Below are 14,290 nucleotides of genomic sequence, written 5' to 3' on the forward strand. Positions count from 1 at the left end.
ATATCGTTATTCCTGTTCATCTTTCAAAATTTTAGCATTTGTAACGACCCCAAACAGCTATCTTTGCCCACAATAATCGTTGTGGCCGCTGAAGCGCTTTCTTAAAATATTACGGAACACTTTACTGACATTGCTCGGTATTATCATTATCCTGGTAATACTGGTCAATTTTACGCCTGTGCAAAACTTCGTTGCGCAAAAGGCGGTCGGCTATTTATCGGATAAGCTGGGTACCAAAGTGACGCTGAAGCATGTGCGGCTTAACCTGTTCAACTCAGCCACGCTGGAGGGACTGTATATCCAGGACAAGCAGGGCGATACCCTGCTTTATGCGGGTGAGGCCGAGGTGAAGATCACCGATTGGTTCTTTCTTAAAGATAAGCCCGTCATCAGCTATGTAGGCCTCAGGCAGGCTTATGCCAACCTGCACCGGGGGCGTAGCAGCGACGAATGGAATTATCAGTTCGTTATTGATGCTTTTGCTTCGAAGAGCAGTAAACCCAAAAAGAAGAAAGAAGGTAAGCTGAATCTCGACCTGCGCGAAGTAGTGCTGGAACAGCTGCGGTTTCATATGGTCGATGAATGGAGCGGCAGCGATATGATAGGAGAGCTGGAATCGTTTACCATCCACGCCCGGCAAATCGACTTTGAAAAAAAGATCATCGATGTACGTTCTATTGAAGGCAATAAGGTGCTCTTCGGGATACGGGACTACAAGGGTGGCCGTCCCGCCAGGCCGAAGAGCAATGCCGTTCCGGAAATAGATACAATACCCTTCAATCCTGATATGTGGAAGGTGTCGCTGGGACAGATTAAACTTTCCGGTAGTCGCTTTTTCCTCGAAGATCCCGATACGAAGGCGGAGCGTGGGTACTTTGACGCAACCCATATGGATGTTAAAGGCCTCGAGCTGGATGCGCGCGATATCGTGATCCGTGGCGATACCCTTACCGGCGACCTAGCCTTGCTTAAAGGCCGTGACCGTAGCGGCATCGAGATCAAAAAAATGGCAGCAAAGGTAACCGTATCGCCTAACCTGTCGGAATGCAGGGACCTGGATCTGCAAACCGGTTACAGCCACCTGCGTCATTACTATGCTATGCGCTATAAGCGCTTTCCCGACTTCGAAGACTACCTTACCAATGTGGTCATGGTGGCCGATCTCGAACAATCGGAGGTGGGCATCCAGGATATAGCCTATTTTGCCCCTGCCATGTCGCGCTATAGCAACCTGTCTGTAGCAGTCAGTGGTAAGGGGAATGGTACAGTGGAAAAGCTGCGTGTAAAGGACCTGGTGCTTAATGATGGTTTTACGCGGCTTAAAGGCGACCTGTACATGAACGGCCTGCCGGATATCGAAAGTACCTTCATCGATTTCCAGAGGGGAGAAGTGCATACCAACGGCGCCGCGGCCTTCGTGTATGTGCCGGAGCTGCGCGGACAGCAGGCGATCGATTTGTCGGCGCTCAGCACGCTCAACTTTACCGGAAGCTTCACGGGCTTTATCAATGACTTTGTGGCTTACGGAACGCTCAGCTCCAACCTGGGGAATGCCAAGGCCGATATCAACCTCAAGTTTCCCCGTAATGCCCAGCCGGTCTATTCGGGTAACCTTACTACAGAAGATTTTGACCTGGGTCGCTTATTGCGGGCAGATGTTATTGGTAAGGTAAGTGTGGATGCGGCAGTAAAAGGAAAAGGATTTGATGCCGCTACAGCTGCTATCGACATTGAAGGTACGATTAAGGCAGCCGATCTGAACGGTTACCATTACCAGAATATAACGGTCGACGGAACGCTGGCCGCGAAGAAATTTGACGGGAAACTTACGGCCAAAGATCCTAACCTGGATATGGATTTCGATGGTAAGATTGATTTCTCCGGAGAGCGTCCTTTATTCCAGGTCGATGCCAATATAGGCCATGTCAACGCTACGGCGTTAAAGCTTACGAAGGACAGCATCACGGCAGAAGGGAAAATGCGATTGGATTTCAGCGGCAGCAATATCGACAACTTTGTTGGCTCAGCCTCTATTTATCACATTAATATCCTTCGCGACAGTACACGGCTCAATATCGATTCCCTGCAGCTGACCTCTCATCAGGCTGAGGATGGAACCAAAGTGCTTACCTTGAATACCAATGACGTGAATGCGACGGTGAGCGGGCGTTTTTCACTATTGGACCTGCCGGGGTCGGCAAAAATGTTCCTTTCTTATTACCTGCCACAGTATGTTACCCGGCCGGAAAAGGTGAACGAGCACCAGGATATCCGTTTCGATATTACCGCCGGCAATACAGATGATCTTCTCTCCCTGTTCAGCCCTGCTATAAGGGTAGGTTCGGGCCTGCACCTTAACGGCTCGATGAATATGGCCAACCAGGAGCTGCTGTTCAAAGGCATTATACCTTATTTCACTTACGGCAGCTTCCGGTTCAGCAACATACAGATAGACAGCCGGGGCAGCTATTCCGGCTTCGGCTTGCAAGCTACCGCCAATGGCATTAAAGCAGGCGAAATGGATATTGCATCCACCGTTCAGCTGCAAACCAATATCTTCCAGGATTCTGCCCGTTTCCAGGTACTGACGACTACGCCTACCAGTATAGGAAGCGCCAAGCTCAACGGAATGGCTTATGCCGACCGGGACAGCTTTTTCCTGCATATACAGCCTTCGGAATTTTACCTGAACCAATCGCGTTGGGAAATCCCCGACGGTAACCAGATTGTGCTGGCGAAAGATTACCTTTCTTTGACCAACCTGCGTATACAATCGGGACTGCAAAAGATATTGATCAACACAGACGGAAGAGGGCAACCGGGTGACGCCGATATACGTATCGAAAACTTTGACATCGCACCTTTACATACGTTGCTGGGCATCGAGGACATAAACCTCGACGGTCGTATCAATGGCCAGGCGAAAGTAACCTCCCTGCTGAAAGATCAAAAGATCGACTTCGATGTAACCGCTTCCGACCTCCGGATCAATAGTGATACCCTTGGGGAAGCAAAGGCCATAGGCTCCTACGACGTAGCTAAATCGCTGATCACGCTCAGCCGGGAAAGCGGCCTTAGCTACAAAGATTCCAGAGCCAGCCTAACCGGAACGTATAGCTTTGATCCGCAATCGAAGGAGAATATCGATGGTGAGATCAATCTCGAAAAGGCTAGCCTCAGCTGGGCGCAACCCTTCTTGTCGGGCTATGTACATAGCCTGACGGGGCATGTCAGCGGCGCCATATCGGTGAAAGGTTCCGCTTCGGATCCGGTGACCACGGGCTCGATTGAGCTGGACCAGGTAGGCTTTGTCCCCGATATTACGGGAGCCCACTATACCATCCGGGAAGCCACGATAGGCGTAAGCGATACAAAGTTCGATTTCGGCTCTATAACCGTTACAGACGACGATGGCCGGGAAGGCGTGCTAAGCGGCAATATACAGCATAGCCGGCTTAGTAAAATGAATTTCAGGTTAAACCTGCGCAGCGACAACATAAAAGTGGTTGATCTGAAAGACTACCAGAATCCCAATTTTTACGGAGATGTAAAGGCATCGGTACAACTTCGTCTTTCGGGTCCGGCCAACAACCTTAATCTCAATATATTTGCCACGCCCCAGAAAAATTCCCACTTGTTTATTCCCATAGGATATGGCAGCGACGTAAGCGACTATGAATACATCCGCTTTAAGCAATACGGCGAGGTACAGACGGTAAAGGAAGTGAGCAAAAACAAGCTGAACATCCGCATCGATGCTATTGCTACACCCGATCTGGAGGCGACCATCATACTGGATCCCAACACAGGCGACCAGATATGGGCAAAGGGTAGCGGCAATCTTATACTTGAGATCCCATCGTCGGGAGAGATGAAGATGAATGGTAATTATATCATCGATGAAGGGAAGTACAATTTCTCCTTTAAGCAGCTCCAGGTGCTGAATTATAAAAGGCAGTTCACCATCAATTCCAACAGTGTGATCAAGTGGAATGGAGATATTGCCGATGCCGACCTGGATGTTACGGCTTATGCACAAATCAAGGCCCGCTTGTACGATCTGATCATCAATGAAGTGGACCGCGTAGGATTGTCGCAATCCGAGATCAGGGACGCCCAGATCATGCAGATGGTAAATGTACAAATGAACATGCGTGGCTCACTGAAGGAGCCTGAGTTTGGCTTTAAGCTCGACCTGGCAGAAAACCGTTCGGTGGGAACCTACGCTTACCAGAAACTGCAGCGTGTCAATTCCGACGATAAGGAGCTGCTGAACCAGGTAGCCTCCCTGTTGTTGCTGGAGCAATTTGTACCGCCTGAAGGGATCAGTAATTCTAATGCTGTTGCCAGCGGCACCATCAATAACCTGAGCGAGCTGATCTCGTCCACGGCATCTTCGCAGATCACCAATTTTGCCAATAAGATACTGGGAATGGAAGACCTTTATATCGGCCTCCGGTATAAGAACTATAACCTGGCCGACAACAGCCAGCCGCTTAACGGGATCAGCTACCTGAACCGGAATGAGGCTGGTGTGAACCTGCGTAAAAATTTCTTCAACAACCGTCTTATTGTTGAAGTGGGCGGCGTATACGATTGGGGCCGCAATAACGCGCAGAGCGATTTTACCACCAATTTTGCCGGCGACTTCCGTGTGCAATACCTGTTGTCTGAAGACGGCCGGATACGCTTCAATGTATTCCGCACCAGCAATTATGACGCCCTTTTTTCCCAGCTGATCGGCAGGCAGGGAGTGGGATTAAGCTATCGGAAATCTTTCAACGGCCTGCTCGACCTGTTCAAGAGCGAGGAAAAAATGAGGAAAGAGCGGGAAGAGCGACTGAAGCAGCAACGGCAGCAAACCCTCCGGCGGGACAATAGCGGTGTCGATACTTCAAGCCAATCCCTTACGCAATCCATCCGCCGTTAGCTATGTCATAGCCGGTCGGTTGGGAATCGCTTGCGCATATGTTTATTTTTAATGCGCAATTTTTTTATTACATCGCCGTTATTTTTCCTATTATTGCCCGAAGTATACACCCAAATCACCTGCATAGAATGAGATACCTCATCCTTCTTTTTCTTGCTGCCCTGTTCCTGTTGCCACAGAGGGGGAGCGCACAGCTTTCCTCCTCGCTTAAGGAAGCCATGGGTGGTCAGGCAAAGGCATCGTTTACCATTACAGGTATGTTGAAGGATACCGGTAATTTCTCAGCTACCGGCTATGCCTCTATTTCCCTGATCCGTTCCGCCGACTCCATTTTGCAGACCTTCACCCGTGCCGATGAGCAGGGAAGCTTTAACATAGAAGCACCTGGTCCTGGTAAATACCTGCTACTGGTTTCGCATCCGTCTTTTGCGATTTTTATTGATGAAGTAACCGTAGATAAGGCACTTACTGAATTGGATACTATTGTAATGACATCAAAGAAGCAAATGCTGGATGAAGTGGTAATCACAGATGCCCGCGCGATCGTGATCAAAGGGGATACGATAGAATATGCCGCAGACAGCTTTAAAGTGAGAGCCTATGACAATGTAGATGAATTGCTGAAGAAGCTGCCGGGTATCGAAGTAAGCCGTAATGGTAAGATCAAAGCATATGGAAAAGAGGTACAGAAAATGACGGTAGACGGCGAAGAGTTTTTCAGTGATGATCCGGCTGTAGTGGCCCAAACCCTTAGGGCTGCCGCGGTGGATAAGGTACAGGTGTTTGACAAGAAAAGCGACCAGGCTGCGTTTACAGGCGTAGACGATGGTGAGCTCACAAAGACCATCAATCTTAAACTGAAAGACGACGCCAAGCGGGGCTATTTCGGAAAGATCGGCGCGGGTGGCGGCTTGCCTGCTTACTGGGAAAATCAGGCGATGATCAACGCCTTTAAAAAGAAACGTAAGCTGTCGGCCTATGCATTAATGTCTAATACCAATACCAATGGCCTGGGATGGGAAGACCGTGGTCGCTATTCGGGTTCCAACAGCTCGTTCTCTATGGACGACGATGCCGGCTATATGGTGGACGATATGGACATGGGCGGCTCCTGGGACGGACAGTTCGGAGGGCAAGGGCTTCCGAAGACCTGGACCGGAGGCGCTCATTATAGCAACAAGTGGATGGGAGATACGCTCACTTTCAGTTCCAGCTATAATTATAACAAGAACACCATGGAGGGTATCAACAATTCCCGTACCCAATATATATTGCCCGATACACAGTATACCAATACCAATAACAGTACCAATACCAGCGTTGGCCAACAGCATAACCTTAATGTAGTGACCGAATTCCTGCCTGATACTGCTTCCTCTGTCAAGCTTACCCTGGGCGGCCGTTACAATATCAACGATGCCACTACAAACACGATGAGCACCGCCGCTGACGGCGCCGGCAAGCTAATGAACGATATGAATACCGTTCAGCAAAATCACGGAGAAAGTAAATCGGTGAACGCAAGCCTCTTGTATCGCCGTCGCTTCAGGAAGAAGGGCCGTTCGATATCGGTAGCCTTGAATGGGGCCTGGTCAGACAATGAAAACAACGGCTTACTCAATTCTTACTATAACCTGTATGCCATTGATAGCGCTTACAGGATTAACCAGCGGAAAGCCACTAACAGCGAAGTATTGTCGGGTAGCGGTAAGATATCCTATACCGAGCCGCTGTCGAAAATTGCCAACCTGGAGCTGAATTACGGGCTGACCATCAACAACAACAATGCCGACAACAGTTCTTATGATAAACAAGGCGCCGGTGGTGAAACGGATCTTTTCAATCCTGAGTTCAGCAGCCATTATGTGTTCAATTCTACCCAGCATCAGGGTGGCGCCAATCTTCGCTTTAAATTCAAAACCTTGAATCTTGCCTTTGGTGGAAATGTGTCCGACACCCGTTTCCGGCAGGAAGACAAGCTGAATGATACTACCTACGCCTATTCTTACGTCAACTTCTTCCCCAGAGCCAGCCTGACCTTTAACCAGTCGCAAACGACCAGCTTCAACTTGAGGTACAATGGCAGCACCCGTCAGCCAACGATCAGCCAGTTGCAGCCTTTACGCAACAATACCGATCCGCTCAACGTAGCCCTGGGTAATCCCGATCTGAAGCAGGAGTTTCGTCACAACTTCAATTTTAGCTTTAACACTTATAAAGTGCTCACCTCGCAGAGTGTTTATGCCTTTGCCAATCTCACGATGGTACAGAATGCGATCAGCCAGCAGCAGAATGTAGACGAGACCGGCAGGCGTACCTATCAATATGTAAATGTCAATGGTAATTACAATGCATGGCTCTACCTTGGCTACGGTCGTAAGCTTATAGATAACCTGAGTGCCCGGCTTGGAGGCGACGCCAACTTCTCACACGCCAACAATTTTATCAACGGCCTCAGCAACACCAACAACCAGCTCTCCTTAAGTCCCAATCTTAACCTGAGGTACGACAAGGATACGACAATGGACATCAGCTATTCTTTCCGTCCCACTTACAACCTTAATCAATCGTCGATACGTACCGATGTGAAAACACAGTACTGGGCTTTTGAACAGCAGCTGGATGGTAGCATCAATCTGCCCTTTAACGTACGGGTGGGTACTTCTGTTGACTGGAACATACGGCAACGCCTGGATCAGCAGGATAAGAACAACAATGTGTTCCGCTGGAATGCCTACGTCAGCAAGTCTTTCCTTAAAGACCGCTCGCTTGTAGCTAAAGTGTATGCCTATGATATCCTGGATCAAAATATAGGCTATACCCGGACAAATAATGCCGACTATATTGCCGAAAGCACCTACAATACCATACGGAGATATTTCTTATTAAGCCTTACCTGGAACTTTACCAGTACCGGTAGTAAAGCACCAGCAGAACAGCAGGTTATTATAGGTGATTAACGGCGATTGTACTATACAAAAACAATGCAGGAAATGAGAACGATATGTTGTTGCCTGATGCTCTTGGTGGGTACCTTGTCTGTGAAGGCCCAGTTTATCTCAACAGGGAAGATCGAATACGAGCGAAAGACCAGCCTGAAGCTGCAGCTACAGACAGAAGAGGAGAGCGAATGGGTGAAATCGATGATCAATAAGGTGGCGCAATTCACCGTATCCGAGTTCACGATGTCTTTTAACCGGGATGCCTCCGAGTTCCTGTTTGTAAAAGAGCAGGAAGCCAAAGGCATGACTTTTTCCTGGGGACCGCAGCCAGGTAGGGAGAATAAAGTGTATACCGATTTCAAAAACCGTATCATTCGCAGCCAGAAGCAGGTCTATGAAAACGATTACCTGATCGAAGAGCAGATACCCGTATATCAGTGGAAAATTGAAAGTGATATGCGTATGATCGCAGGCTATCCTTGCCGTAAAGCGGTTACACGCATCTGCGACAGTGTCGTCGTCGTCGCTTTTTATACCGATCAGATCATGGTAAGCGGTGGCCCCGAGGGCTTCGGCGGCCTGCCTGGTATGATCCTGGGCCTGGCAGTGCCCCGCTTGTATACCACCTGGTTTGCTACGCAGGTATCGCTTGATACGCCAGAGGTAAAGCCTTTTACACCAGTAAAAAGAAGCAAAAAAGCAACGACATCCGAAATGATCGCGGCGGTGCAGAAATCAACAAAAGATTGGGGCAAGTATGGGGCTAACCTGGTTTGGTGGTTGTCCTTGTAGTGAATAGGTAGCCGTAAGAAGGTAGAAAGGAGCTGCTCCGGGAGGAACAGCTCCTTGTTTTATACCTTAAAATTGAGGATCGAGACCCAGTTCAGGCTTGCAGAGAACAATACCACAGGTGTTCATAAGGCAACCACAGCCGGTACCGGAGAGTGGAGGGCATACTTTACCGCTAATACCGCCTTCAATGGCTTGCTGGGCTTGTTGATTCAGGGTTGTGATCAGGTCCTTGTTCAGGAGCAGTTTTTTGGAGATGTTGAGGGTTTTCTTTTTCATAAAGATTTGTTTTTAATTGCTCCGCAAAATTAATCACCCGCACTGCAGCAACCATGCAGTGGTACCATTGCGTGCTATTGCAGGCCTGGTAAAGGTTGTGGCGCTTTTTGTCCGATATTCTTCAGGTAATGCAGTGTTGAAAAAGTATGCCACATTTCATTTCACAGACTGAAACCCTGATTTCTGCGTTAAATTCGCAGTGCTGCGCTAAGGTGGCCCTATAATATATGCGATTGATAATAGCCTGGTTATTGGCTTTGTGCCTGATGCCCTTTATTTCCCCGGCGCAGGATTATGACTTGCCCGCCATCGAAAAGATACTGTCGGCCTATGCTGCCAAGGGTAACGCGATGCAGGTGGCCGAACGCGAATGGCTCCCTCCTGCCGGAACGCAGGTGTTGCGGGATCGGGCCGCCTCAGGGCCCGACAGCAGCTATAGCCAGGAGCGGAGCGCGATGTGGGCATTCGATTCTGCCGGCCATATACTTTCCATACAGCACCGGGAGCCTGATGAGCACGTGCGAAAAGGCCTGGCGGAGACCCAGACCGCCTTTTACTATAATACGCAGGGAAAGCTAATTGCCCTGAGTACGGGTGCAGGCGGGAAAAGGGAGGATTCGGTAACTTATCATTACCTGAAGAATGGCCGGGTGGCCGATTATATGGTGTTCAACGGAAAAAATGAGCTGCAATATAAGATCACCTATACTTATAAAGGTGGCCAGGTATCTATGCTCCGTAAAAAGGACAGGGAAAATATGGCGATAGCTATGATCAGGTATAAGTATGGCAACGGCCAGTTGATGGAAACGCAGCATTTCGACCGGAACTTTCGCCTGACCGAAACCCGCCGCTACAGCAACAAGCAGGAGGGTGGCCGGGAGCAGGGTAGCTTTGCGATAATGGGTGCAGATGGGAAAATGAAAGGCGGCGCTTCCTGGATTAAAGACAAGGAAGGCCGGATATGGGAAGAAAACGAGATTAACGGAGACCGGGAGGTTACGGCGCATCGTAGCTATACTTATGATACCGGGACTGAGCCTGTTTCGGGGAAGGTATTCGATGCACTGGAGGAAAGCAATATTACCTATCGTTATACCTACGATGCACAACAGAACTGGATAAGAAGGGAAACCTATTACGACGATCTGCTAAGATCGGTGACCTTGCGGGAAATACAATACCGGCGTTAAAACTGCTTATAATCTTCAATAGACAAGGTAGCGGAAACGCCTTCGTACTCCCGTTCGTCGTTGGAAGCAATGATAACCAGGCGGTCTTTCCCATAGGTCCGCAGCCATTGGCTGTACATCTCCACCCCTTTGCCATCGAGGTTGCTGCAGGGCTCGTCCAGCAGCAATACCGGGCTGTCGCAGAAGAAAGCCTGTGCCAGCTTCACCCTTTGTTTCATACCCGATGAATATTCGTGGAGCTGCTTGTGTGCGGCGGCTTTCAAGCCCATATGCTCAATAATGGAAGCTATGGAGAAGGAGGGAAGCATGCGTTTAAAAGTAAAATGAAAGCGCAGGAATTCGGTGAGGACCATTTCCTCGACAAGGTCCATGCCTGGTGCGCAGTAGCTGATCGAAGAGAATATTTTTTCCGGCGCTACTGCCTGGCCGTTTGCGCTGTAAGTGATTTGCCCTTTGCTGGCGTGCTGCATGCCGCCTACGATGCGCAGGAGTGTAGACTTACCCGAGCCATTGGCGCCAAGCAAGGCATACTGCCTGCCGGCTTCAAAGGTGTAGCTCAGCCCTTTAAATACCCAGTGGTTCTGGTATCTTTTGCTTACCTGGTTAAGCGAGATCGTCATTGTTGTTCCTGCGGGTATAGCCGCGCATAATGCCCCGGCCCGATTCCCGGATAAAGGAAAGGATTTCGTCGCGTTCGTCTGAAACGGGGATCTCGGCTTCGATAATGCGCATGGCCTTCGCTACGTTGTAGCCACGTACGTAAAGGATACGGAAGATGTCCAGGATCTCATTCACCTTTTCGATGCTATAGCCGCGTCTTTTCAGGCCTACAGAATTCACGCCCACATAGGAAAGCGGCTCACGGGCGGCTTTTACATAAGGTGGTACATCTTTACGCACAAGGGAACCGCCGGTAACATAGGCATGTGAGCCAATGCGTACAAATTGCTGAACGGCTACAAGCCCTGCCAGGGTTACATAATCGCCGATCACAATATGGCCGGCCAGTGTGGTATCGTTGGAAAAAATACAGTTGTTGCCTACGATGCAGTCGTGTGCAATGTGAGAATAGGCCATAATGAGGCAGTTGTTGCCGATCTTGGTCACCTCTTTGTCGCTCGTACCCCGGTTAATGGTCACACACTCGCGTATGGTGCAATTGTCGCCAATGATCACCTTCGTATGTTCACCCTTGTATTTCAGATCCTGGGGAATAGCGGCAACGACGGCTCCGGGAAAGATCCTGCAGTTTTTTCCGATGCGCGCACCCTCCATAATGGTTACATGCGAGGCGATATAGGAGCCTTCGCCTATTTCCACATCTTTATGGATTACTGCAAAAGCGTCGATCTGTACATTATCCGCTATTTTAGCTTCAGGATGAACGTAGGTTAGTGGATGAATCATTGGCTGTTCTTAGATGCTTATATTAGAGAACCGGATTAAGCTGCGTCGCTGGTCTGTCTGGGTTTTTTTGTAGGACAACAGAAATGCCGGATACCCTTTTTCTTATTTTTGTTTCGGCAGTATCTGGGCTACCAGCTCTGCTTCCGTTGCTACCTTATTGCCTACGTAAGCTGTTCCTCTCATTTCACAGATACCTCTGCGGATCGGGTTGATCAGCTCCAGCTTGAGGATCAACGTATCGCCGGGTACCACCCTCTGTTTAAACCGTACCTTATCTATCTTAATGAAGTAGGTGTCGTAATTCTGAGGATCAGAATAATTGTTGAGCGCCAGCAAACCACCTACCTGGGCCATGGCCTCAATCTGCAGTACGCCGGGCATTACCGGGTTGCCGGGAAAGTGGCCCTGGAAAAAATGTTCGTTGAAGGTTACATTCTTAATGCCTACCACCTCATTATCCGACATGTCAATTATCTTGTCGACCAGCAGGAAGGGATACTTATGGGGCAGGGATTTTTCGATATGTACAATATCGTATACCGGCGGACGGTTCGGATCGTAGGTCGGTATATCGGAAAGATGTTTGTTCTTCTTAATGTATTGCTTCAGCTTGCGGGCAAACTCCACATTGGTGGCATGGCCCGGGCGGTTGGCAATGATATGGGCCTTGATGTTGTAGCCGGTGAGCGCCAGGTCGCCCACGATGTCCAGCAGCTTATGCCGGGCCGGTTCGTTGGGGTGGTGCAGCTGCAGGTTGTTGAGGATACCTTCACTTTTGACTTCAACCTTTGGCTGGTTGAACACTTTTGCCAGCTTATCCAGCTCGGCATCGCTTACTACCTTATCTACGACAACTATAGCGTTGTTGAGCTGGCCGCCCTTGATGAGGTTGTTTTCGAGCAGGAATTCCAACTCGTGCAGGAAGCAAAAAGTACGGCTGTTGGATATCTCTCTTTTAAAATCACCAATGTGCTTCAGGGTGGCGTGCTGGGTACCCAGCACCGGTGAGTTGAAGTCGATCATGGTGGTGATCTGGTACTCATTGGCCGGGATGGCCAGCATATCTACATTTTTTACAGGATCGTAAAAATGAATGTTCTGGTCTATGGCGTAGTAGATCTTTTTGGCGTCCTGCTCCTGTATGCCGGTGCGCTCTATTGCCTCGATGAATTCGCGGGCGCTGCCATCCATAATAGGCACTTCGGGAGCATTGAGCTCCAGCAGCACATTGTCTACATTCATGCCCACCAGCGCAGCCAGTACATGTTCTATCGTATTGACCCTGGCGCCATTGTGTTCCAGGGTGGTACCCCTGGAAGTATCTACTACATAGTCCACATCTGCTTTTACAACAGGCTGATCCGGCAGGTCTACTCTCTGGAAACGAATGCCATATCCGGGATTGGCGGGTTTCATGGTCAGCGTCACTTCTTTACCGGTATGCAATCCCACTCCGCTGATCGACACTTCTCCCTTCAAGGTCTGTTGGTATTCTTTCATCATTACCTTTTGTTCGGATTTCGTTTTTTCGGTTTTACCCTTGGCAATTATCTCCATCACATTGAATAATTTGGCAGCAGCTAACCTCCTGGCACTGGCCCGGATGCAGAGCTGCTGGTTTATCGTTGACATAGCCCCTGGCTATTTACGGCCGGCAAAGATAACCCAAATGCTAATATTATTAAAGTATTAACCTTCTTTAACCAAACTTGCGTTAAAGCGATCTTCCAGCTGTTGGATCTTTTGTACCCAATCGGGCAAATGTCTGAAAATTGCCTGACTTTTCAAGCAACTTTTATAGTCAAAGGCTGGCGTGCCGTTTACAGCTGTTCCCGGCTGCGTGATGGATTTGGAAAGACCACTCTGCGCATTAATACGTGTATTGTCAGCAATTTGTATATGCCCCACAATGCCTACTTGTCCGCCAATCATACATTGTTTGCCGATCTTTGTACTACCCGATATTCCCGTTTGCGCTGCGATCACCGTATGTTCGCCTATCTCCACATTATGCGCTATCTGGATCAGGTTGTCGAGCTTTACACCGCGCCGGATAAGGGTCGAACCCATAGTAGCGCGGTCGATAGTGGTATTGGCGCCTACTTCTACCTGGTCTTCGATCACCACATTGCCCAGCTGCGGGACTTTTTTGTAGGCCCCATCGGATTGGGGCGCAAAGCCGAAGCCATCGGCGCCGATCACAGCGCCCGAATGGATGATCACTTGTTGTCCCAGCCGGCATTGATGATAGATCTTTGCCCCGGCGTGTACCACCGAATCGTTACCGATGGTGACCCCGTCGCCTATATAGGCGCCGGGATAGATCTTTGCCCGGTCGCCAAGGGTCACTTTATTGCCTATATAAGCAAAAGCGCCTACGTAAACGTCGGCGCCCAGTTTTGCCGAATCGCTGATGTAAGCAGGCTGTTCGATACCTTTTTTCGCCGTATCGGCGGTAAGGAACTCATTGTATTTTTCCAGCAAGGTAGCAAAAGCCGCGTAAGCGTCGGGCACCCGCAGCAAAGTGGCCGCTACCGGTTGTTCCAGTTGCAGCGATTCATTCACGATAACAACGGAGGCTTTCGTCTCGTATAAATAAGACTCGTACTTAGGATTGGCGATAAAGCTCAGGGCGCCTGCACGGCCCTCTTCAATTTTCGCAATATCGGATATGGAGACAGTGGCGTCGCCCTCGATCCTGGCGCCGATTAATGCGGCAATCTGTGCTGCGGTAAACTGCATGTTTGTTG

Annotated in this window: 9 protein-coding genes; 4 read left to right on the top strand and 5 right to left on the bottom strand. The window is 49.4% G+C overall.

Annotated features, from left to right (window positions below; translation table 11 throughout):
- The first annotated feature begins 130 nt into the window (after positions 1-130).
- The 3 genes from DZK30_RS02400 (at position 131) to DZK30_RS02410 (ending at position 8,664) form a co-directional block, all read left to right on the top strand.
- The gene (locus tag DZK30_RS02400; RefSeq protein ID WP_162902773.1) at positions 131-4,930 is read left to right on the top strand and encodes a translocation/assembly module TamB domain-containing protein; all 4,800 of its coding nucleotides are present in this window, start codon (positions 131-133) and stop codon (positions 4,928-4,930) included.
- Between the two features lie 128 nt (positions 4,931-5,058).
- Entirely contained in the window at positions 5,059-7,890 is a 2,832-nt protein-coding gene (locus DZK30_RS02405; RefSeq protein WP_162902774.1) for an outer membrane beta-barrel family protein, read from the top strand.
- Between the two features lie 33 nt (positions 7,891-7,923).
- Complete coding sequence (locus DZK30_RS02410) at positions 7,924-8,664, top strand: GLPGLI family protein (protein ID WP_162902775.1); 741 nt, start codon at positions 7,924-7,926, stop codon at positions 8,662-8,664.
- A 66-nt stretch (positions 8,665-8,730) separates the two neighbouring features.
- Here the strand turns inward: DZK30_RS02410 and DZK30_RS02415 are convergent, their stop codons facing one another.
- Entirely contained in the window at positions 8,731-8,940 is a 210-nt protein-coding gene (locus DZK30_RS02415) for a class I lanthipeptide (protein WP_118972485.1), read from the bottom strand.
- Between the two features lie 227 nt (positions 8,941-9,167).
- On the opposite strand from DZK30_RS02415, the gene DZK30_RS02420 reads away from it, so the two are divergent.
- Positions 9,168-10,133 (top strand): hypothetical protein, encoded by a 966-nt coding sequence (locus tag DZK30_RS02420; protein ID WP_162902776.1) that lies wholly within the window; start codon positions 9,168-9,170, stop codon positions 10,131-10,133.
- On the opposite strand, the gene DZK30_RS02425 is transcribed toward DZK30_RS02420, so the two are convergent.
- The 4 genes from DZK30_RS02425 to lpxD all read right to left on the bottom strand — a co-directional run bounded on the left by DZK30_RS02425 (position 10,130) and on the right by lpxD (position 14,282).
- A complete protein-coding gene (locus DZK30_RS02425; RefSeq protein WP_118972487.1) occupies positions 10,130-10,753 on the bottom strand; it encodes an ABC transporter ATP-binding protein in 624 nt (207 codons plus the stop codon). The two genes, DZK30_RS02420 and DZK30_RS02425, sit on opposite strands and share 4 nt — an antisense overlap.
- A complete protein-coding gene (gene lpxA / locus DZK30_RS02430; protein WP_118972488.1) occupies positions 10,737-11,540 on the bottom strand; it encodes an acyl-ACP--UDP-N-acetylglucosamine O-acyltransferase in 804 nt (267 codons plus the stop codon). The genes DZK30_RS02425 and lpxA overlap by 17 nt, the downstream gene beginning before the upstream one ends.
- A gap of 102 nt (positions 11,541-11,642) precedes the next feature.
- Positions 11,643-13,172 carry a bifunctional UDP-3-O-[3-hydroxymyristoyl] N-acetylglucosamine deacetylase/3-hydroxyacyl-ACP dehydratase gene (locus DZK30_RS02435; protein WP_240432838.1) on the bottom strand — a complete coding sequence of 510 codons (1,530 nt, stop codon included), beginning with the start codon at positions 13,170-13,172 and terminating at the stop codon, positions 11,643-11,645.
- Positions 13,173-13,229: 57 nt separating this feature from the next.
- The gene (lpxD, locus tag DZK30_RS02440; protein ID WP_118972489.1) at positions 13,230-14,282 is read right to left on the bottom strand and encodes a UDP-3-O-(3-hydroxymyristoyl)glucosamine N-acyltransferase; all 1,053 of its coding nucleotides are present in this window, start codon (positions 14,280-14,282) and stop codon (positions 13,230-13,232) included.
- Positions 14,283-14,290 lie beyond the last annotated feature (8 nt).

This window comes from Taibaiella koreensis (genome assembly GCF_003545715.1).
GTDB classification, from domain to species: domain Bacteria; phylum Bacteroidota; class Bacteroidia; order Chitinophagales; family Chitinophagaceae; genus Taibaiella; species Taibaiella koreensis.

Excerpts from the sequence above, each read along its gene's own strand:
- DZK30_RS02405 (WP_162902774.1), top strand. The coding sequence starts at position 5,059 with ATGAGATACCTCATCCTTCTTTTTCTTGCTGCCCTGTTCCTGTTGCCA.
- DZK30_RS02410 (WP_162902775.1), top strand. The coding sequence starts at position 7,924 with ATGAGAACGATATGTTGTTGCCTGATGCTCTTGGTGGGTACCTTGTCT.
- DZK30_RS02415 (WP_118972485.1), bottom strand. The coding sequence starts at position 8,940 with ATGAAAAAGAAAACCCTCAACATCTCCAAAAAACTGCTCCTGAACAAG.
- DZK30_RS02420 (WP_162902776.1), top strand. The coding sequence starts at position 9,168 with ATGCGATTGATAATAGCCTGGTTATTGGCTTTGTGCCTGATGCCCTTT.
- DZK30_RS02425 (WP_118972487.1), bottom strand. The coding sequence starts at position 10,753 with ATGACGATCTCGCTTAACCAGGTAAGCAAAAGATACCAGAACCACTGG.
- lpxA (WP_118972488.1), bottom strand. The coding sequence starts at position 11,540 with ATGATTCATCCACTAACCTACGTTCATCCTGAAGCTAAAATAGCGGAT.
- DZK30_RS02435 (WP_240432838.1), bottom strand. The coding sequence starts at position 13,172 with ATGTCAACGATAAACCAGCAGCTCTGCATCCGGGCCAGTGCCAGGAGG.
- lpxD (WP_118972489.1), bottom strand. The coding sequence starts at position 14,282 with ATGCAGTTTACCGCAGCACAGATTGCCGCATTAATCGGCGCCAGGATC.